The 19,141-nt window shown below is 41.4% G+C and carries 22 protein-coding genes and 1 pseudogene; 1 reads left to right on the forward strand and 22 read right to left on the reverse strand.

The window, feature by feature from the left end:
* Window positions 1–306: 306 nt before the first annotated feature.
* From NMM13_RS00950 to NMM13_RS01035, 18 genes and pseudogenes are all read right to left on the reverse strand, one after another.
* Window positions 307–1,452, reverse strand: coding sequence for an ABC transporter permease (locus tag NMM13_RS00950; protein ID WP_254726966.1), 1,146 nt, complete (start codon window positions 1,450–1,452; stop codon window positions 307–309).
* 3 nt (window positions 1,453–1,455) lie between these two features.
* Window positions 1,456–2,136 (reverse strand): ABC transporter ATP-binding protein, encoded by a 681-nt coding sequence (locus NMM13_RS00955; RefSeq protein WP_254726969.1) that lies wholly within the window; start codon window positions 2,134–2,136, stop codon window positions 1,456–1,458.
* Entirely contained in the window at window positions 2,133–2,708 is a 576-nt protein-coding gene (locus NMM13_RS00960) for a TetR/AcrR family transcriptional regulator (RefSeq protein WP_227197886.1), read from the reverse strand. Before NMM13_RS00960 ends, NMM13_RS00955 begins: the two co-directional genes overlap by 4 nt.
* 149 nt (window positions 2,709–2,857) lie before the next feature.
* On the reverse strand, window positions 2,858–3,781 hold the full coding sequence (locus NMM13_RS00965) for an aldo/keto reductase family oxidoreductase (protein ID WP_254726972.1): 924 nt from the start codon (window positions 3,779–3,781) through the stop codon (window positions 2,858–2,860).
* Between the two features lie 111 nt (window positions 3,782–3,892).
* Window positions 3,893–4,516, reverse strand: coding sequence for a hypothetical protein (locus tag NMM13_RS00970; RefSeq protein WP_254726975.1), 624 nt, complete (start codon window positions 4,514–4,516; stop codon window positions 3,893–3,895).
* Window positions 4,513–5,135, reverse strand: a pseudogene (locus NMM13_RS00975) (hypothetical protein). Before NMM13_RS00975 ends, NMM13_RS00970 begins: the two are co-directional and overlap by 4 nt.
* Window positions 5,132–5,761, reverse strand: a complete 630-nt coding sequence (locus NMM13_RS00980) for a hypothetical protein (RefSeq protein ID WP_254726978.1) — start codon at window positions 5,759–5,761, stop codon at window positions 5,132–5,134. Before NMM13_RS00980 ends, NMM13_RS00975 begins: the two are co-directional and overlap by 4 nt.
* On the reverse strand, window positions 5,758–6,387 hold the full coding sequence (locus NMM13_RS00985) for a hypothetical protein (protein ID WP_254726981.1): 630 nt from the start codon (window positions 6,385–6,387) through the stop codon (window positions 5,758–5,760). The genes NMM13_RS00980 and NMM13_RS00985 overlap by 4 nt, the downstream gene beginning before the upstream one ends.
* Window positions 6,384–6,992: a hypothetical protein gene (locus NMM13_RS00990; protein WP_254726984.1), complete on the reverse strand. Its 609-nt coding sequence runs from the start codon at window positions 6,990–6,992 to the stop codon at window positions 6,384–6,386. The genes NMM13_RS00985 and NMM13_RS00990 overlap by 4 nt, the downstream gene beginning before the upstream one ends.
* The gene (locus tag NMM13_RS00995) at window positions 6,989–7,603 is read right to left on the reverse strand and encodes a hypothetical protein (protein WP_254726986.1); all 615 of its coding nucleotides are present in this window, start codon (window positions 7,601–7,603) and stop codon (window positions 6,989–6,991) included. The genes NMM13_RS00990 and NMM13_RS00995 overlap by 4 nt, the downstream gene beginning before the upstream one ends.
* A gap of 14 nt (window positions 7,604–7,617) precedes the next feature.
* Complete coding sequence (locus NMM13_RS01000) at window positions 7,618–9,243, reverse strand: LXG domain-containing protein (protein WP_254726989.1); 1,626 nt, start codon at window positions 9,241–9,243, stop codon at window positions 7,618–7,620.
* The gene (locus NMM13_RS01005; protein WP_254726992.1) at window positions 9,234–9,581 is read right to left on the reverse strand and encodes a cingulin; all 348 of its coding nucleotides are present in this window, start codon (window positions 9,579–9,581) and stop codon (window positions 9,234–9,236) included. Before NMM13_RS01005 ends, NMM13_RS01000 begins: the two co-directional genes overlap by 10 nt.
* A gap of 2 nt (window positions 9,582–9,583) precedes the next feature.
* On the reverse strand, window positions 9,584–9,862 hold the full coding sequence (locus tag NMM13_RS01010; RefSeq protein WP_254726994.1) for a TIGR04197 family type VII secretion effector: 279 nt from the start codon (window positions 9,860–9,862) through the stop codon (window positions 9,584–9,586).
* A gap of 182 nt (window positions 9,863–10,044) precedes the next feature.
* Window positions 10,045–11,259 carry an ABC transporter permease gene (locus NMM13_RS01015; RefSeq protein ID WP_254726997.1) on the reverse strand — a complete coding sequence of 405 codons (1,215 nt, stop codon included), beginning with the start codon at window positions 11,257–11,259 and terminating at the stop codon, window positions 10,045–10,047.
* Window positions 11,256–12,149 (reverse strand): ABC transporter ATP-binding protein, encoded by an 894-nt coding sequence (locus tag NMM13_RS01020; protein ID WP_254726999.1) that lies wholly within the window; start codon window positions 12,147–12,149, stop codon window positions 11,256–11,258. The genes NMM13_RS01015 and NMM13_RS01020 overlap by 4 nt, the downstream gene beginning before the upstream one ends.
* A gap of 11 nt (window positions 12,150–12,160) precedes the next feature.
* Window positions 12,161–12,958, reverse strand: coding sequence for a DUF3169 family protein (locus tag NMM13_RS01025; RefSeq protein ID WP_023918608.1), 798 nt, complete (start codon window positions 12,956–12,958; stop codon window positions 12,161–12,163).
* Window positions 12,959–12,960: 2 nt separating this feature from the next.
* Complete coding sequence (locus NMM13_RS01030) at window positions 12,961–13,170, reverse strand: helix-turn-helix transcriptional regulator (RefSeq protein WP_023918610.1); 210 nt, start codon at window positions 13,168–13,170, stop codon at window positions 12,961–12,963.
* 13 nt (window positions 13,171–13,183) lie between these two features.
* Window positions 13,184–13,492, reverse strand: a complete 309-nt coding sequence (locus NMM13_RS01035; RefSeq protein WP_254727610.1) for a hypothetical protein — start codon at window positions 13,490–13,492, stop codon at window positions 13,184–13,186.
* 236 nt (window positions 13,493–13,728) lie between these two features.
* Here NMM13_RS01035 and NMM13_RS01040 point away from each other — a divergent pair, with 236 nt between their 5' ends.
* The gene (locus NMM13_RS01040; protein ID WP_254727002.1) at window positions 13,729–14,199 is read left to right on the forward strand and encodes a GNAT family N-acetyltransferase; all 471 of its coding nucleotides are present in this window, start codon (window positions 13,729–13,731) and stop codon (window positions 14,197–14,199) included.
* 56 nt (window positions 14,200–14,255) lie between these two features.
* Here NMM13_RS01040 and pheT read toward each other — a convergent pair whose 3' ends face one another.
* The 4 genes from pheT to NMM13_RS01060 all read right to left on the reverse strand — a co-directional run bounded on the left by pheT (window position 14,256) and on the right by NMM13_RS01060 (window position 19,118).
* A complete protein-coding gene (gene pheT, locus NMM13_RS01045; RefSeq protein WP_254727006.1) occupies window positions 14,256–16,661 on the reverse strand; it encodes a phenylalanine--tRNA ligase subunit beta in 2,406 nt (801 codons plus the stop codon).
* Window positions 16,662–16,820: 159 nt separating this feature from the next.
* Window positions 16,821–17,336 carry an N-acetyltransferase gene (locus tag NMM13_RS01050; RefSeq protein WP_254727007.1) on the reverse strand — a complete coding sequence of 172 codons (516 nt, stop codon included), beginning with the start codon at window positions 17,334–17,336 and terminating at the stop codon, window positions 16,821–16,823.
* Entirely contained in the window at window positions 17,330–18,385 is a 1,056-nt protein-coding gene (pheS, locus tag NMM13_RS01055) for a phenylalanine--tRNA ligase subunit alpha (protein ID WP_003018892.1), read from the reverse strand. The genes NMM13_RS01050 and pheS overlap by 7 nt, the downstream gene beginning before the upstream one ends.
* Before the next feature lie 313 nt (window positions 18,386–18,698).
* Window positions 18,699–19,118, reverse strand: a complete 420-nt coding sequence (locus NMM13_RS01060; RefSeq protein WP_254727010.1) for a chromosome partitioning protein ParB — start codon at window positions 19,116–19,118, stop codon at window positions 18,699–18,701.
* Between the last annotated feature and the right edge of the window lie 23 nt (window positions 19,119–19,141).

Below are 19,141 nucleotides of genomic sequence, written 5' to 3' on the forward strand. Positions count from 1 at the left end.
AAAATTCCCTGAGGGAAAGACCCTAGGGATTACGCGTTTTTTATAGTTTTCATTGTAACCTAAATTGCAAAAAAATGCAAGATTTTTAGACAGAATCCGTTTTTCTGTTGATCTAGTACAAAAGAGGCTGGGACAAAAGTCCTAGCCTCTCAATTGTTTTTGGATTGTCGAGCAAGACGCAGTGGCTGAGTGGGCTATACTACGCTGATTTTATCAGCTTTTACAGCCCTACTCAACTGTGCGGAGGTGGGACGACGAAATCGAATTCTAACGAATTACCAATTTCTGTCCTACTCTCTTTTCTATTTATTCAGCTAAGAGCACTTCTTTGATGGTTTGTTTTTGGAGTTTTCTGTTGGATAGATAAAACAGGCTTTCATAAACCACCGCAAAACCAAGCAAGGTCCAGAAGCACACATTCCCATCAAAGTGATGCTCAATCTTTTCAGGAACCGTATCTTTGATCACACCGATCAAAATTTCCATGATACCGTATTGGTAAACCGTCCCAAGAACAAATCCTAGATAAGCCCAGAAACGATAGGGAGCGAGAATATGACTTTGGCATTCACGATCGGTGTAGCCAAATGCCTTCATCAAAGCTAAAGTTTCGCGACTTTCTGAGACAACAATCCCCAATGACAAAAAGAGTATCGAGAAAGAAAGGATCAAGCCGATCATGATCATCATGGTTTGGATGATGTCATCTGTGTAATCTCTTAAGCCAAAGGACAATTGGACCATGGCCGCAAAACACATAGAGCCAAAGACCACAAAAAACAAGATCGATTTTCTCCCCCATATCAGTGACGAGGACAGCTCTTTTAGGAAAGATTTGTCTTTCTTGGGAGCCCTCTTTCTCCTTTTGACCTTGATCGGACTTGGGGACTTTTTCAATAAACGAAGCGCCGGGGTTTGTAGTTGTCTTCTAGCATATCCAATCGCGAGAAGCATAAAGAAGGTCGTTGGCAGGATCACCAAAGCAAGCAAGAGCTGCCAGTGAAAATGAATGGTGATTTCTGGCAAAATCCCCTTCTCATTACGAAAGTCATAAAAATGTCCCATCATGAGAAATGAAGCGAAATAGCCAAGAAGCGCTCCAGCTCCAAAACTGAGTCCAAAGGCCCAAAATCGTTTCGCCAACTGGCCATTGCTATAGCCCAAAGCCTTTAAAATCCCTAATTGTTCCTTGTGGTCATCAACAAATTGTTTGATATAAAAACACATGAGAAGGATCGACGTCAAGGACAAGACGACCCCACTGACCATGGCCACCATCCAGGAAAGCGAAACCTGGGCATCATAGTAGGTCTGAATCATGGGATTGGTTTTCGAAATCTCCACCTGCTCGATATCCAGGTAAAAATTCAAGAAGAGATTGGCCACAAAGACCGCACAAGCCCCAATGATACTGACGACAACTAATTTTCGAATATCTTTTACTGAAAACATAGCTTACCATCCAATCTCATAGGCAGTCTGAGGCTGATCATTGGTCACAATTTCGGTAATCTTGCCACTATTGACACGAATGATGGTTCTGGCCATATCCGCAATATTTTGGTTGTGCGTCACCATGATGAGGGTAAAGCCCAGCTTTTCCTTCAATTTCCAGATATAGTCGAGAATCTTGCGCCCTGTTTCTTCATCGAGAGCTCCCGTCGGCTCATCTAAGAAGAGTATCTCTGGCTTTTTGGCCAAGGCCCGGGCAATAGACACTCTCTGCTGTTCCCCACCAGACAATTCACTCGGATACTTGTCCAGCTTATCGCCAAGTCCCAAATCCTTGATGATCTGCAAAAAATCATGATTGTCTGCCAGATCAGCTCCCATCTTTACATTCTGTCTGACCGTCAGATTCGGCAATAGATAATACTGCTGGAAAATAAAGGCAATCTTCTCACGTCTAAAGTCCGTCAATTGAGCATCCGTGAGTTGTGATAAATCTTGTCCTTGAATGAGAATATGCCCTTCGTCTACCTTTTCTAAGCCTGATAACACATTTAAGAGAGTTGATTTCCCCGATCCAGAAGGGCCAAGGATAACCACATCATCCTGGTCTTGAATCTGCAAATCAATCCCCTTTAAAACCTTGGTTTGGCCGTAACTTTTGTGCACATTTTCTAGTTGAATCATTTCTTTCCTACCATTTCTTTGATGAGAGATTGACAAACCTCTGTCAGTAATCCAATCACTTCTTCCATGCCGAACTGATAAATACCAGAAGCAACCATAGAGGCCATCCCGTGCGAGTAGATAAATAGATGCTGGTACAAGCGACTAGCCTCCTCTACAGTCAAAGGATAGTCTGCAACGATCGAATCCAGAACCAATTGGTAACTATGATCCTTCATGGGAAGAAAATCTTGAAAGCGACGAATCGGCTCTTTGCTAGGATTTTGGAAAAGCAATTGAAAGAGTTGGGGTTCTTTTGAGGCGAAAAGGATATAAGCAACCCCGACGGATCGAAAAGGCTTCTCATCTTCCAAGGCCTTACGAATATACTCCACCACGACCATTTCCGCAGCACCAATAACCTCTGCTTGTAACTCAGCCATATTAGCAAATTGCCCAAAAATGACTCTCGGTGTGGCTCCTAGTTTCTCCGCTAATGCTCGAGCCGTCAAACTAGCCATTCCCTCTTCTCTCACCAACTGTAAAGCCGTCCCAATGATAGCCTCTTTACTAAATTTGACCTTAGGTGGCATAAGACTCCTTTCGCGCAACATCTGTTGCGCAACGCTTGTTGCATAAAAGAATACCATAAAAAAGAAAGACTTGTCAAGAAAAATCTGAAAATCACAAAACAAAAAACCAGACCACCGATAAGAGTGGAATCTGGTTTACTAACAAGATTCTAAGGCAAATCATTTCCCGCCGCCAAGTAGATTTGGTACCATTCCTTGCGAGTTAGGGTGACTGTTGCTGCTTTTCCTGCTTCAAGGACATGCTGGGGCTTGGTCGTTCCGATGACCGCCTGCATCTTACCAGGATAGCGGAGGACCCAGGCAAGGGCGATAGCTGTCGGTGTGACCTGATATTTTTTCGCCAAGTCAGTAAGGACGTGATTGAGGGCCGCAAACTCTTCCTTGCCGACAAAATTCCCCTTGAAATAACCATGCTGGAGGACAGACCAAGCTTGAATCACCGTATCGGTTAAGCGACAATACTCAAAGACACTGCCATCTCGCACAGCTGCTTTTGGCCCTTCCATGTTGACATGAAAACCGGCTTCAAAGCTAGGCGTAAAGGCGGCACTCAACTGCAACTGGTTGACCTTGAGTGGTTGTTTGACAGCTGTTTTGAGCAATTCCATCATCATAGGATTTTGATTGGACACCCCAAAATGACGGACCTTGCCCGCTTTCTCCAAGTGATCAAAAGCTGCCGCCACTTCTTCCGGCTTCATGAGGGCATCCGGTCGGTGAAGGAGGAGACTATCTAAGCGCTCGATCTGCAGACGCTCGAGGATGCCATCGACGGAGTCCAAAATATAGTCCTTCGAAAAATCAAAATAGGTAAAGCCGTCTTTGCGAATCCCACACTTGGACTGAATCCACATCTGGTCCCGAAGATCCGGACGGCGCTTGAGAACCTTCCCCAGCAGGACCTCACACTGGCCATCGCCATAGATATCTGCCAGGTCAAAGGTGTTGATCCCAATCGACAAGGCTGCCTCCACCAAGGCCTCCACCTCATCTTCACTCATCTGACTGATCCGCATCATCCCAAGGACAATCGTGGACAGACGCTCATTTTCAGTAAACTCAATATAGTTCATGTCCGCCTCCTTTTCTGTAGTTCTATTGTAGTGAAAAGGCTTGCAAAAGTCAATCTGAAATCAAAAAGCCCTCAGAAACAACTGAAGGCTTACAGATTGAAATAGAATGCCTCATTCGTCGTCATCCAACTCCACTTCTCCATGGATTCGGATGTATTCTTCATTTCTGCGGTCATCTTCTGCCCAAACTGGGTCTCTCACATCATCCATAAATGGAATTTCCTCCAGACTCAGCTCATTAGCCTGTTCATAACTCATCGATAGGATATCTTCATGCCGATTTTTAAATTCCTCCACACTTAACCAGCTCTCTTTGTCATCTTCGCTGATTTGACCCTCAATGGCAGTCGCAATTTCTATCGCCATAATATAGAAAGCACGTTTATCAACGGTTAGGAGTTCAAGGTGCTTAGTAGCGATTCTTAAACATTCACCTTTCTCACGAAAGTCCGACATCATAGCATCTTCGTAGTCTAGCTCTATATCTTCATATTTATGGGATAAAAAATCATATTTTATCCCTTCCTTAATCTGAACATTACTCCATCTATTATCATGCATCCACTTATTTAATTTTAAGTGGATAGAAAGTTTCTCGATTGGTAAATCTAGATACCCTGCATACGACAAGTCAGGTTCTATTCCATCTTTTTCCCCAAACCACATTCTCTTTGCTAGTTCTAAATAATCAAACGGAATTTCTTTTGTATAGTCACCTTTAATATAAATTCTCAATCTTCTTCCTCGTCGTCATAAACACGTTCACCATGGATTTTGATGTATTCCTCACGAAGTCGTTCTTCTTCATCCCACAAAGGATCCTCTACAAGTTTCAAACTTTTCAGTTCCTCCACGCTGATATCAGTTGCTTGATCGTAACTTAGTGATAAGACATCCTTGTGCAACTCCTTAAAAGTCTCTACATTCATCCAGGTCTGCTTATCATCCTCACTGATCTGTCCATCAATAGCAGAAGCTACCTCGACTGCCATGATATACATAGCACGTTTATCAACCGTTAAAATATCCGCATGAGAGGTTGCGATACGTAGATAATCCCCACTCTTCCATCCGTAATGAAATTATTTTCAAATTCCAATTGAATATTTTCATCAGAAAACGAATTCCAAGGATCGCTCTTGTTGTATGGTATATGATTCCATCGTTGATCCTTAAATCGCCATTTATCAAATTGAACTCCAAAAAAGAAATCATCTTGTAGCATCTCATCATCACCCACATTAGAAGTAGTAATCAAATGGCCATTCCATTCTTTAAACCACATCTTCCAAACAAGATCTCTTGTCGTAAAGGTTATTTTTTTCTGAAAATTACTCTTGATATATAGTCTCAATCGTCATCCTCATCGTCATAAATACGTTCGCCATGGATTTTTATGTATTCTTCACGAAGACGTTCTTCCTCTTCCCATAGAGGATCTCTTACTGGCACCATTGTCTTTAATTCTTCCAAACTAATTTCAACCGCTTCATCATAAGTCAGTGAAAGAACATCCTTGTGCAACTTCTTAAAAGTCTCTACATCCATCCAGGTCTGCTTGTCATCCTCGCTAATTTTTCCATCAATTGCACTTGCTACCTCGATTGCCATGATATACATAGCACGTTTATCAACCGTTAAAATATCCGTATGAGAGGTTGCGATACGTAGATAATCCCCACGTTCTCTCCACTCTGTAATGAAAGTTTTTTCAAATTCAAGGGATATGTTTTCATATTTAAAGGAATTCCACGGATTTTTTAAATCATAAGAGGGAATATTATTCCATCTAGAGTCACAAAAACGCCATCTATCAAAGCTTACTACAAAGTAAAAATCATCTTGTAACATGGCATCATCACCGACATTTGAGTATGTAATAGGATGACCATTCCATTCCTTAAACCACATTTTCCAGAGTAACTCACTTGTCGTAAAGGTTATTTTTTTCTGAAAATTACTTTTGATATGGAGTCTCATTCGTCTTCCTCATCGTCATAAACACGTTCACCATGGATTTTGATGTATTCTTCACGAAGGCGCTCTTCTTCTTCCCATAAAGAATCTCTTACTGGCACCATTGTCTTTAATTCTTCCAAACTAATTTCAACCGCTTCATCATAAGTCAGTGAAAGAACATCCTTGTACAACTCCTTAAAAGTCTCTACATCCATCCAGGTCTCTTTATCATCCTCGCTAATCTGCCCATCAATGGCAGATGCTACTTCAATAGCCATAACGTATAAAGCGCGCTTGTCAACCGTCAAAATATCTACATGAGTTGAGGCAATTCGAAGAAACTCCCCCTTTTCGCGGTCGTCGGAAATAAAAGCATGTTCAAATTCAAGTTCAATATCTTCATATTGCAAGGACAACCAAGGATTGCTCGGAATTATAAAAGAAGCCTTATCCCATCTTTCGTCAACTGAAGCCCATTTGCGCAACTCTGCTCCGAAATAAAAGTCATCTTGTAGCATCTCATCATCCCCGACATGTGAGAAACTTATTTCTTGACCATTTCTTTCTTTAAACCACATTTTCCATGCGAGTTCTCTGTACCCAAATGGCACTTTTTTAGTATAGTCTCCTTTGATATATAGTCTCATAAATCTGAGATATCGCCTCCATGTGCTAGTATATATTCTTTTCGACGATTAGCTTCTTCCTCCCAAAGAGGATCGTCTACAACATCCATCGTTTGAATTTCTGCCAAACTTCGTTCATTTGCTTCTTCAAAAGTTAGAGATAGAATATCCTCATGTTTTCTTTTAAACTCCTCAATTGTCAACCAGCTAGCCTTCCCATCCTCGCTAATTTGCCCATCAATCACCTTTGCAATTTCTATCGCCATAATGTACATGGCGCGTTTATCAACTGTCAAAACTTCTAGATGGGTAGTTAAAATACGAAGATAGTCCCCTTTTTCATTATAATCTGTAGCAAATGCGTCTTCAAACTCTATCTCAATACATTCCTCAATATGTGAAAAGAGGCTTCGTACCCCTTCCTTTAGGGGGACACTAGACCATCGCTTATCTGCAGTACTTTTCCTCAAGGATAAATTTACAGAAAAATCCTCTTGTAGTTGCTCATTGTCTCCAGCATTTGAGTACGATACTTGCTTTTCTTCTGGAAACCACATTTTACCAGCAAGCTCTAGATAACCATAAGGTATCTTTTTTATATAATCACCTTTGATGTAGAGTCTCACTCGTCGTCCTCATCATCTAATTCCACCTCTCCATGGATTCGGATATACTCCTCGCGCTTCCTATCCAATTCTTCCCAGAGGGGCTCGTCGATGGCTTTCATAACCTTTATCTCTTCTAAACTAATATCGACTGCTTCGTCGTAGGTCAAATGTAGTAGGTCTTTATGTTTCGTTTTGATTTCTTCAACACTCAGCCATGTTTCTTTATCGTCTTCGCTGATTTGACCGTCAATGGCAGACGCCACCTCAATCGCCATGATATAAAGAGCTCGCTTATCAACCGTTAGAATATCTTTATGAGTCGTGATGATTCGTAGATAGTCTCCTTTTTCTCGTCCATCACTTTCATAAGAATATTCAAAATTTAAATTTAAATTTTCACGCTTAAAAGTCGCCCAGGGATCGTTGCCAACACTAAAATCAGCCATTCCCCAACGCTCATCGTTTGAAGAAAATTTATCTAAAGTCAAACTTAAATAAAAATCATCATCACGTGCATAAGAAAAACTAACCTGCACTCCCTTGCGTTCCTTGAACCACATTTTCCAAGGATATTCCATACATGCTTGATAGATGCTAGTTTCATAGTTGCCTTTAAGGTATAATTTCATAGTTCCTCCTATTTTTAATAATTATTTTGATATGTTTTCCAAATTCTATTAATTATTTCTTCTTTAACGCCCTTTTCTAAATTCTTTAAATCCGCATCTTTATTTACAAAGTTCTGTATAGATTCTTTTCCACTAATTTCACCAACCTCTAAATGAGAATTAACACCGTACCCCGACTTTCCACTTCCAGATTGAACCTGGAACACTCCATCACCATTAGTACCACTGCTTGGCTCCCAATCCACACGAAGCTTCACTTTTCGATTTCCTACTCGGGCTTCAATTAGTTTACCACCCTTGCCAGAAATGGTTCTACTAGTCGGTCTATTGGCCTTCCAGCTGTCATAGTTGCTAGAATAATTGACTTGAATTTCAGCGTTTGCGCCACCTGTTTTACTAATTGCGGATCCTGTAGATACTACGCCACTTAATATGAGTGCATTGCCTGCATCTAAAGCAAGCTCTGCTGTAGTTGTTCCAGCAATAAAGCTTGCTCCACCTGTCTCAGGAGCTAATACTAAACCTCCAGTTTCTGCTGCTACGCTAGCAAAGTCAAGCAGTAAACCTGATAACATCTGACTAACTCCACCCCAAAATTCAGCAGAATTAGCTTCAAAATTTTCTTGAAGAAGTTCTTGATATTTTTCATTGATCATTTTCGTAGAAGCACTATCATACTTCCCATTTTTTAGCACAGAAAAATTATCATTTTTTTGATAATGACGATCTTTATAAGCGCTATTATCAAAAATTTCAATTAAATTCCCTTCATTGTCAATTTTTAGAGTATGGTTATAATCATCAATTATTTTTTTCCACTGTGACCGATCATGTCCTTTTAAGCGTTTGTTTAACTCTTCCCGATAATAGGTATCACCATCCTCTGATAATAACATATCTCTCGACGCTTGATTTAAAGTCTTTGTTAAGGCATCCTGATAGTCTCTTTTAGCGTAGGAAACAACTTTTGTTTGTTTCATTTTGTCAAACCAAGTCATGTCTACACCATCCGCATAGTAATTTCCGTTGCTATCAACTATAATTTGACTTAGTTGTCCTGCTCCTTCAATCGCTAAATTAAGAATTTCAAGACTGTCTGAAAAATACTGATTGACTTGCTCAACAAACCACTCTAATTTTTCAATTTTTTCTTCAAGATCTTTGATTTGCATCCGTGTTTTATCAGCCAATTCGTGAAGTACTCTATTTTCTGATAAATTTTGATCCAGATTCGCGGTAAGAAATGCTCCTACACGATTGAAAAAATCCTCATTCTTTCTAATTAGATCTTGATACTTTGAAAGCTGTTTTTCCCAACTCTGTTTTTGTGTCTTCAAATCATCTAAATCTAATTCTCCATATTTTGATACAACTGTATCTGCGTTTTTGTATGAATTTAATTCAATCTGAATATCGTCGATCGCTTCTTGTAATTTTTTGATACACGGGATAATAATATTCCCAAATAAATTTTTCCCTGCCTCATATGCAGCACCTTGAAGTATTCCTGCTTCGATTTCTGCAATTAAATGATCACTTCCACTAGTAAGTTTTTCTGTAATCTGAGTAGCAATTTGAATATTACTGCTCATAGCTTCAATCAAAGCAGCAGATTCTGATGAACTGTATCTCACTCCCACGGCAAACTATTCCTTTCTCTTATCAATTTTTCTCTCTGAATGTCTAAGTTTTTTAAAACATTCCGAAACTCTTCACTGACACCATCCATCTGTCTAACCACATAATTTCTTGCAATTAAATCCATTTCATTCTTTTCTTGAAAAAATAAGATATTTTGAGATGAAATAGACAACTTTTCTTCTGCTTCTCGTGTGATCAACGAAAGATCTTCTAAAAATTCATCTAAACTTTGTTGATACTCACGACTTAAATTTAAAATAAAATCTTCTTGTCGCTCTGTTTTCACAATTTCTTGGAATAGTTTATCTCGCTTATTTTTATTAACATCCTCCATCATGGTTAGCTTTCCCATCTTTGAGCCTGTTCTACATCACGTTTTTCAAGCACAGCGGCAATTTGAGGAAATTTATTAGCTTGAATTAGAACAGCTTCACTAAATTTACCCACAGCTTGAAGTAAGTGATTATTTACTTCTTTTCCCTTCTCCATACCTGCAATACCAGCAGAATAACTAAACTCTACTTGTTTATTCTCATTTTGTGATACATCAACAACAGCCAACTCACCAATAGCCGCTTGCGCATCAATTGGGCTGGATTTTATTTGGAGTTTATCCATATATTCACCCTCAAATCTTATTATTCCCCTCCATCATATCATAATTTGAAGAAAAATACTCTTTCTTCCATGAAAAAACATACTAATTTTTCTGTAATTTATTAATAGTTAGAGACAAGTCTTTCAAAAGAATTGTAACCTCCATTCAAAAAGCCCTCAGCTGTAACTGAGAGCTTGTTTGATTAGCGATAGCTAAGAGCACGTTTGATGGTCTTCCACGGTCCGAGGTCATCGGTCTGGAGGATTAAGCTCGCGTAGATTCGAGCAATGAGCACTGTTCCCACGATGGTAAAGAGAACCGCAATTCCTAATGAACCCCAAGCTTCAAGACCAGTCGCATAGCCATTGATGGTACGGAAAGGCATGAAGAAGGTGGAAATGAAAGGAATGTAGGAACCGATCTTCAATAAGAAGACATCACCAGCACTTCCCAAGGTAGTCACACCAAAAAAGCTAAAGAGGACTAACATCATCAGTGGCGAAATCGCTTTTCCTGAATCTTCAGGTCGTGCAACTGTGGAGCCTAAGAAAGCAGAGAGCACCACATACATAAAGACTCCAAGGATAATGAAGAAGACGGTATTGAGCGAGATCGCTTCTGCTAGGTGCTGGGTAATTGGAGAGTTTGGAGCGAGAATGTCCTTGACAACAGGGATATCTGCTCTAAAGATCCAAACCGCTACTAAACCAATCACATAGACAAAAATATGGGTAAAGATCACTCCGAAGAGTCCGAGCATGCGTGCGAAGAAATAATCGGTTGCTTTGATACTAGAGAAGACCACTTCCATAATCTTGGTTCCTTTTTCACTGGCTACTTCTTGGGCTGTGATACCAGAGTAGAACATCAAAATCATATAAAGCAACATTCCTAGAGCACCTGCAACCATGGTTTGCACCATTTTCAAGCCTTCTTTTTTCTCATCAATTTTTTCTTTGAGAGAAACCTGTTGAGACAAGGCTGTCAGTTGCTCTTTGCTTAGATTAGCGCGGGCCATATTGAGCCCTTGTTGGACCTGGCTTAATTTCGCAGAGACAAGGGATTTCAATCCCATTTTCATGGCTTGGTCGCCCACATAAGTCGCTTCTAGCTGGCCATCTTTTTCATCGACCGTTAGGTAAGCAGCTGCTTTCTCATCCTTGATAGCTTTTTTAGCTGCAGCTTCATCTTTGTAGTCTAAGTTCAAGCCATCGGTTCCTTTGAGGCTTTCTTTGACAGCTGGCACTTCTGTCACCAAGGCTACCTGGTTTTTGGCTTCTGTAGAAGAACCCGTCAGATAATTGATTCCAATGCTCAACCCTAAAAAGAGGAAGGGACCGAAGACCATTAAGAGGAAACTCCATGATTTCACTTGTCTGATATAGGTTTCTTTCATTACGACAAACATCTGTTTCATACTTCTACTCCTGATTCAAGTTTAAAGATCTCATCAATAGTTGGGGCTTGGTGGTCAAAGGTCGCAAGATAGTGGCCCTTGGTCAAGCGGTCAAATAATTCTGGACCAGCTGATGCATCATCCAAGATCATCTTCCAAGTCCCTTGCTTGGTCATGCTGACCTTGGTCACGTGTGGGAGAGCTTCTAGCTCTTCTTTACTAAAGTCGTTTGAGACGAAGAGGCGAGTCTTGCCATAGCTATTCCGGACCTCTTGGACAGGCCCTGAAAGGACAACCGAACCATCACGGATCATTAGGATATCATCACACAACTCTTCGACATTGGTCATGACGTGGTCAGAAAAGATAATGGTTGCCCCACGCTCTTTTTCTTCAAAAATGACCTGCTTGAGCACTTCTGTATTGACCGGATCCAAGCCGCTAAAGGGTTCATCTAAAATGATCAATTTAGGCTCATGGATCAAGGTGATGATCAATTGAACCTTCTGTTGGTTCCCTTTTGAGAGACTCTTTATTTTATCGGTCAATTTTCCTTTTACTTGGAGTTTTTCCATCCAGGTCGGTAATTTTTCCTTGACCTCAGCAGTGCTCATTCCTTTTAAGGCAGCCAAATAGCGGACCTGCTCAAAAATCGTGAGTTTTGGCATAAGACTACGTTCTTCTGGCAAATAGCCAATTTCCTTGTAGGTTTCTTGGGTGATCGCTTTGCCACCTAGGCGAATCTCGCCACTGTAGTCCAAAAAGCGCAAGATACTGTGGAAAATAGTTGTTTTCCCGGCACCATTTTTCCCAACTAAGCCAAGGATATGCCCTTGTTGAGCTGTCAGATCTACTCCGAAGAGAACCTGCTTATTCCCAAAGCTTTTTTCTAAATTTCTAATTTCTAACATAGATGACTCCTCTACTCTTTATAATAACGTTTGGTAATCTTGTATTGTGAGACCAAGATATAGACATAAATCAGTGATACCACTACTAATGCTAACAAGATATCTGTATGGAAAGCAATGCCAACTAAGAATATCGCAATTAAGGAAATCGGTAAGATATAATTGCTTAACTTAATGATAATTTCATAGTTTTCCTCGTAGCTAATCTGCTTTTCTGCTTCATCCATCATACTCATCATAAATTCACGCACTTCCTTGGCATTGGCATTGCGGGGAATCGGTTTTCCATAAATCAGATGGAAGGTCTTGCGAAAGAAGATATCCGATAGGAAAAATAGGGCAATCAAGACAAGAAAGAGATAGAGCATGGTAAAGTCTCCAAAGATAAAAGCCATGTCCCCAGCGCCAGGTCTATCTAAGTAAACCAATTGACTATAAAAAATGACGAATAAAAAGTAGGGCAAGATCATGATGCCTTTAAAAATGGTCGCTAAGCCATATAGTTTTTTCTTCTGGATGTCATAGTGATAGGCTTCATCATCGTCTTCTATTTGGAGCATTTTTTGATGGACTTTTCTCGCGCACATCAGTAAGGTTATCGTGAGTATAAATGCGACTAAGAATAAAACTGCTGAGCCCAAAAGAAGTACTTCTTTACTAAAGAAGGATTGGATTTCTAGGGGCTTTTCGGATCCAAACATTCCTGTCAAAAAACTGATAACTCCTCCTATCAAGCCGGAAACTGTAATGATCCCTACATTTCTCCAAAAACGAAAACGGGCTGACCTTTCTTTATACTTCTTTTTCATTGTTATTCCTCTTCCTCTACTAGACTAAAAACATTTTCCACCGGTTCCTTGAATATCTGGGCGATGGTGATGGCAATGATAACCGAAGGGGTGTACTCCCCTCTCTCCAAGAGACTGATCGACTGGCGCGAGACTCCAGCTAGCTTGGCTAGCTCAGATTGGTTGAGACCATCACGCGCCCTCAGCTCTTTCAGTCGATTTTTTAAGATCATGGCTTTCGCCCCCTTATAGTTGAATACCTTGAATATCTTCGATGCGAACTAATTTGGTTTCCCTCTGTTGTTTATGAATCACACGGGTCAGTTTGACCCAATCTTCATCGATATCTATAATTTCATACTCAAATCCAACACCATCTACTGTAACAGTGGCCGTTTGGCCTTTCAATTCTTCTAAAAGTCTAGACATGTCTTGATTTCCTTTCACTTGTTTTTCTAATCGTCTGATGCGTTTGTTCAACCTTTTTATCTTCTTTTCTGAGCTTCCATAAATGATAAGCAGAAAAGGGATAAATAGAATCCATATAGCTCCCATAAGAATACCTCCTCTTCTTTCAACTAAAATCATTGTAACACTTCTTTTTCTTTTTGACAAGTATATTTGTCAAAAAAATAAAAATATTTGTCAAAAATAGCAGGATGGTTGACATGGATATTTTGAGGTAAGAAATAAAAGGCCCGCATTTGCACACCTTTTAGCGTTCCTTTTTCCATTGACAAGATTTAGAAAAAATTTTTATAATGAAGAAAATATTACTAAGGAGAATCTACATGACGATTCGTTTAGCTCAACCAAATGATATTCCCCACTTGCTTGACCTCTTAGAACAGATTCTTTCCGTCCACCACCAAGTCCGTCCAGATATTTTCAAAGAAAAAGGTGGCAAATATAGTGAAGAAGAGTTAAAACAGTTAATGGCGCAAAAGCAGACACCGATTTTCGTCTACGAAAATGAAGATGGCCAGGTCCTTGGACATCTCTTCGTCACCATTAAAGAAGTCTCTGACAATCCTGTGCTTCATCCGATAAAAACCCTCTTCATCGAAGACTTGTGTGTCGATCAAGCAGCGCGTGGGCAAAAGATCGGCGATCAACTCTATCAATTCGCTGTCAACTATGCCAAGAAAATCGGCTGCTATAACCTAACTCTCAATGTTTGGAATGACAATGAAGGAGCCCTTCGCTTCTATCAAAGACAGGGAATGAAGCCTCAAGAAACTGTCATGGAAACAATCTTATAAAACTGATTAAAAAACCGTTGATGCATCTCATCAACGGTTTTTCCTATACACATTTGTTACCGCACTTCTGCGTTTACCTTTTCTTCTAGTGAAGCTTGGATTTTTTCCATGTAGCGTGCGACTTCTTCGTCTGTCAAGCTATCTTCTGGATTTTGGAAGGTCAAGCTGTAGGCCATAGACTTCATGCCAAGTCCTAGTTTTTCACCGGAGAAGACGTCAAAGAGTTTGATAGCTGTCAAACGTTTCACACCTGCAGCTTGAATGGCATCGACTACCTCTTGGTGAGTCACTTCTGCTTTGAGGAGAAGGGCGATATCACGGCTCACAGCTGGGAATTTGGTGATTTCCACAAAGGCTGCGGCTGGTTGAAGGGCTGCTTCAATAGCAGATAAGTTCAATTCTGCCACATAGGTTTCTGGAATGTCATAAGCCTTAGCTGTTACAGGGTGGACTTGTCCCAAGACCCCAATCACCTGGTCACCAAGTGAGAGCAAGGCTGTACGACCTGGGTGGAGACTCTTGATTTCAGTTGTTGCTGTATAAGTCACATCAAGACCCAAGCGAGCAAAGAGGGCTTCCAAAATTCCCTTGGCATAGAAGAAGTCAACTGGAACAGCTGCAGTTTGGAAGTCTTTTTCAGCGACTAGGCCAGTTAAAGCAAAGGCAAAGCTGTTGATTTCGTTTGGCAAGTCTTCTTTTGGATTGCCTGTCTGTTCAAAGACTTTTCCGATCTCGTAGAGGGCCAAATCTTTGTTCTTGCGAGCGACGTTGTAAGCTACGGTATCTAAGATCCCTGAGATCATATTTTGACGGAGAACTGAACGATCCACAGTCATTGGCCACATGAGCTCTGTTAAATTACTTGGAGCAGTCGCAAATTCAACTGCTTTTTCAGGAGTTGTCAAGGCGTAAGTGATGATTTCAGTCAAGCCTGCTCCTTCTGCAATGGTCCGAACTTGGCGACGCAATTTTTGAGTCGCTGTCAATTCACCTGCGGTCCCGTCATCTTTTGGAAGAGTTGCTGGTAATTTGTCATAACCATAAATCCGAGCGATTTCCTCAAAGAGGTCCGCTTCAATGGTGATGTCCCAACGGCGACGTGGAACGCTGACAGTAAAGGCTTCAGCGTTTCCAGAAAGACCAAATCCAAGGCGACGGAAGACATCTTCGACATCCGCGTAGGAAAGCTCTGTCCCAAGGACACGGTTGACGTCTGCAAGGGTAGAAGAAACTTCCACATCAGAAGTATCGAGCTGGCCTGCTGAAACGATTCCCTTACGAACAGTGGCACCTGCAAGCTCTGCAATCATGCTCGCTGCCGCATCAAGGGCTTCATTGACAGTTACCACGTTGATGCCTTTTTCAAAGCGAGAAGATGATTCAGAACGAAGGTTGAGGCGACCACTAGTCTTACGGATCGATTTGCCATTGAAGACAGCCGCTTCAAGAACAACACGAGTAGATTTTTCAGAGATTTCTGTAGCTTCTCCACCCATGACACCTGCAAGAGCTACTGGTTTGTCCGCAACCGTAATCACGAGGTCACTTGCTTCTAACTCGCGTTCTTCCCCATCTAAGGTTACCAATTTTTCACCAGCACGCGCTTCACGCACACGGATCTCGCTTCCTTCAAAGGTATCCCAGTCAAAGGCATGCATCGGTTGACCAAAGTAAAGCAGGATATAGTTGGTCACGTCGACCACATTGTTGATCGGACGGATACCTTCGTTCATGAGGAGATTTTGCAACCATTGTGGACTTGGTGCGATGGTTACATTGTCCAAGATACGAGCTGCATAATAAGGAGCCTTGTCTGTGTCAATGCTGACAGAAAGAGCATCGGCTGCAGCTTGGTCTGTTTCAGTCAACGTAAAGTCTTTGAAATTGACTGCCTTATCATAGATCGCTGCTACTTCGTGCGCTACTCCACGCATAGAAAGAGCGTCTGCACGGTTGGGAGTGATGGAAAGTTCGATGATTTCATCATCCAAGTCTAGGTAAGAGAAGACTTCATCCCCTGGAACAGCATCTTCTGGCAAGATTTGGATGCCATCTGCGAATTCTTTTGGTACAACAGAGTCAGAAATCCCTAATTCACCAAGTGAACAGATCATTCCGAGAGATTCCAAACCACGGATTTTCCCTTTTTTAATCTTGTAGTTGTCCGCGATACGAGCACCTGGAAGAGCCACCATGACCTTGATGCCTGCTCGAACATTTGGTGCTCCACAGACGATTTGACGGGCTTCTTCTTCACCCACATTGACTTGGCAGACATGAAGATGAGTTTCTGGCACATCTTCGCAAGACAAGACTTCTCCGACGACAATTTTTGAGAGACCAGCAGCAGGTGATTCCACACCTTCTACCTCGATCCCTGTGGTTGACATTTTTTCAGCCAACTCTTCTGATGGCACATCCACGTCCACCAATTCTTTTAACCATTTATAACTAACTAACATATGTAAGATACCAAGGGCTAAGCTGAAATCTAGATGACTTTCCTAGATCTCTATCCACCCTCGTTTTGATCCTTTCATTTTGTGTTTTCCAGCTTGAGGCTGGCTTAGGAAAAGGACTCAAGCCTTTCCTTTCTCTAGAATAGAAGTTTCTCGTCCATTCTATATCAGTTTCTTTCTCAACAACCAGTCTGTATCCACGGTATCTCCGGTTATATACTGGTGTTCACTAAATCGTTCAAATCCAAAGCGATAGTAAAAATCTTGCGCCTTAAAATTGCGTTCCCAGACACCTAGCCAAGCCCACTCAAAGCCACGGCTCTTGGCTTGATCCAGCGCAAAGCTAAACATTTCCTTGCCATAGCCCTTGCCATGATGTTCTTTTTTGACATAGATCCGCTGGATTTCAAAAGCATTGTCCATCTCTACTGGCTCTGTTTGTGCCTCTCCCCAGTTAAACTTGAGAAAACCACAAATTTCCTGATTGTGATCAAGGACAAAATAGGTCTCTGATTCAGGTTCTGCCAAATCCTTTTGGATTTGCTCTAGCGATAAAACCGTCTGGTAATAATCTTCCATATCGGCATCAGCGATGTAGGGACCAAAGGTATCCCCATAGGTTTCCACCTCTAATTCCCTTAAAATTTGAAATTCATTCGGCTTAACTTTTACTAACATGATGATTTAAATTGTTCTGAAAAACGGATATCCCCTTGATAGAAGCCACGGATATCATTGATTCCGTAACGAAGCATAGCCACACGCTCTTGACCAAGTCCAAAGGCAAATCCTGAATAAACTGTTGGGTCAATACCACTCATTTCAAGGACACGTGGGTGAACCATACCGGCTCCCATGATTTCAATCCAACCAGTTTTCTTACATACGTTACATCCAGCTCCACCACATTTGAAGCAAGAAACGTCTACTTCAACCGATGGCTCGGTAAATGGGAAGTAAGAAGGACGCAGACGGATTTGACGTTCTGCCCCAAACATCTTTTGCACGATCAATTGAAGCGTTCCTTGAAGGTCTGCCATAGAAATGTTCTTCCCAACGACCAAGCCTTCGATCTGATGGAATTGATGGCTGTGGGTCGCATCATCAGTATCCCGACGGAAAACACGCCCTGGAGAGATCATCTTCAATGGTCCCTTGCTGAAGTCATGCGCATCCATTGCCCGCGCCTGTACTGGTGAGGTATGGGTCCGAAGCAAGATTTCTTCTGTGATATAGAAGGTATCCTGCATATCCCGCGCAGGGTGATCTTTCGGCAAATTCATGCGTTCAAAGTTGTAGTAGTCTTGCTCTACTTCAAAGCCGTCCACGACTTGGTAGCCCATCCCGATAAAGATATCTTCGATTTCTTCACTGGTTTGGGTCAAGATATGACGGTAACCACTAGCAACCGGACGACCGGGAAGGGTCACATCGATGCTTTCGCTAGCTAGTTTCGCTTGGACTTTCTTTTCTTCCAAGAGTTTGGTTGTTTCTTCAAAGGCAGCCGTCAAGACATCGCGGGCTTCATTGACGTGTTTCCCGATAACCGGACGCATCTCTGCAGAGACATCTTTCATCCCTTTGAGGATCTCAGTCAGAGATCCTTTTTTCCCAAGGACAGAGACCCGTAGTTCTTGCAATTCTTTTTCATTTTCAGCAGAGATCTGCTTCAAAGCTGCCAGCGTTTCTTCACGAAGCGCTTTTAATTGTTCTTCAATCGTTGACATATTTCCTCCATCATGGTCCATCTACAGACATAGAAAAAAACCGCGTGCCTTCTCCTAATCGGAGCGTTGACACGCGGTACCATCCGTTTTTTATCTGTAAACCAGACCTTAATTTCTAAATCCTTGCGCAAGTGAATTCACCCAGCTTTCATGCAAAGAGCTTTCAGTCACGGCTCTTCTCCCTGTCGCACTTCCCTTGAGGTACTAGTCTTGCAGATTTCTATTCAATTACTATCTAGTTTATCAGATTTTTAGTTAAAAAACAAGTTAGATGAGACTAATTTCAATAGAAGAAGGAACAGGACGCAATGCATTATTTATTTGCCTGGTCTGCTTCATCTGCTTTCCTTTTCATTAGAAGAGTTGCTGCTTGGTTAAAACCATCACACCAGCTATACCATTTTGCTTCATACTTCTCTTGAGGTAAGATACGATGTTTTAAATCCAAAACAGAGTCTATCTTTCTTTCCTCGCAAGCTTGCGCATAGAGAGCATACAAGTCATCGCCACCATCTCTATCAAACTCAGCAGAAATCGTATCCCGACCTGCTAATAAAGCCTGATAAGCCCTATGATGCCCGTCTGTAATCAAGAAGCGATTTCCAAATGCAAGAACACTAATTGGATCCACATTGATGATTTCTGCCGACTGATCCAGCATCTGGATAGCTTGTAACTTCTTTTCTGATAAATATAGTTGGGTCGGATGAAGATCTGTTATCTTGACTTCCACTTCTTTCTCCTCTATCATGAGTA

The organism is Streptococcus sp. CF8_St5-11, from assembly GCF_024295625.1.
GTDB lineage: Bacteria > Bacillota > Bacilli > Lactobacillales > Streptococcaceae > Streptococcus.

Coding starts and splice junctions, on each gene's coding strand:
- NMM13_RS00950 (WP_254726966.1), bottom strand. CDS start 1,452: ATGTTTTCAGTAAAAGATATTCGAAAATTAGTTGTCGTCAGTATCATT.
- NMM13_RS00955 (WP_254726969.1), bottom strand. CDS start 2,136: ATGATTCAACTAGAAAATGTGCACAAAAGTTACGGCCAAACCAAGGTT.
- NMM13_RS00960 (WP_227197886.1), bottom strand. CDS start 2,708: ATGCCACCTAAGGTCAAATTTAGTAAAGAGGCTATCATTGGGACGGCT.
- NMM13_RS00965 (WP_254726972.1), bottom strand. CDS start 3,781: ATGAACTATATTGAGTTTACTGAAAATGAGCGTCTGTCCACGATTGTC.
- NMM13_RS00980 (WP_254726978.1), bottom strand. CDS start 5,761: ATGAGACTCCATATCAAAAGTAATTTTCAGAAAAAAATAACCTTTACG.
- NMM13_RS00985 (WP_254726981.1), bottom strand. CDS start 6,387: ATGAGACTATATATCAAAGGAGACTATACTAAAAAAGTGCCATTTGGG.
- NMM13_RS00995 (WP_254726986.1), bottom strand. CDS start 7,603: ATGAAATTATACCTTAAAGGCAACTATGAAACTAGCATCTATCAAGCA.
- NMM13_RS01005 (WP_254726992.1), bottom strand. CDS start 9,581: ATGATGGAGGATGTTAATAAAAATAAGCGAGATAAACTATTCCAAGAA.
- NMM13_RS01010 (WP_254726994.1), bottom strand. CDS start 9,862: ATGGATAAACTCCAAATAAAATCCAGCCCAATTGATGCGCAAGCGGCT.
- NMM13_RS01015 (WP_254726997.1), bottom strand. CDS start 11,259: ATGAAACAGATGTTTGTCGTAATGAAAGAAACCTATATCAGACAAGTG.
- NMM13_RS01020 (WP_254726999.1), bottom strand. CDS start 12,149: ATGTTAGAAATTAGAAATTTAGAAAAAAGCTTTGGGAATAAGCAGGTT.
- NMM13_RS01025 (WP_023918608.1), bottom strand. CDS start 12,958: ATGAAAAAGAAGTATAAAGAAAGGTCAGCCCGTTTTCGTTTTTGGAGA.
- NMM13_RS01030 (WP_023918610.1), bottom strand. CDS start 13,170: ATGATCTTAAAAAATCGACTGAAAGAGCTGAGGGCGCGTGATGGTCTC.
- NMM13_RS01035 (WP_254727610.1), bottom strand. CDS start 13,492: ATGGGAGCTATATGGATTCTATTTATCCCTTTTCTGCTTATCATTTAT.
- NMM13_RS01040 (WP_254727002.1), top strand. CDS start 13,729: ATGACGATTCGTTTAGCTCAACCAAATGATATTCCCCACTTGCTTGAC.
- pheT (WP_254727006.1), bottom strand. CDS start 16,661: ATGTTAGTTAGTTATAAATGGTTAAAAGAATTGGTGGACGTGGATGTG.
- NMM13_RS01050 (WP_254727007.1), bottom strand. CDS start 17,336: ATGTTAGTAAAAGTTAAGCCGAATGAATTTCAAATTTTAAGGGAATTA.
- pheS (WP_003018892.1), bottom strand. CDS start 18,385: ATGTCAACGATTGAAGAACAATTAAAAGCGCTTCGTGAAGAAACGCTG.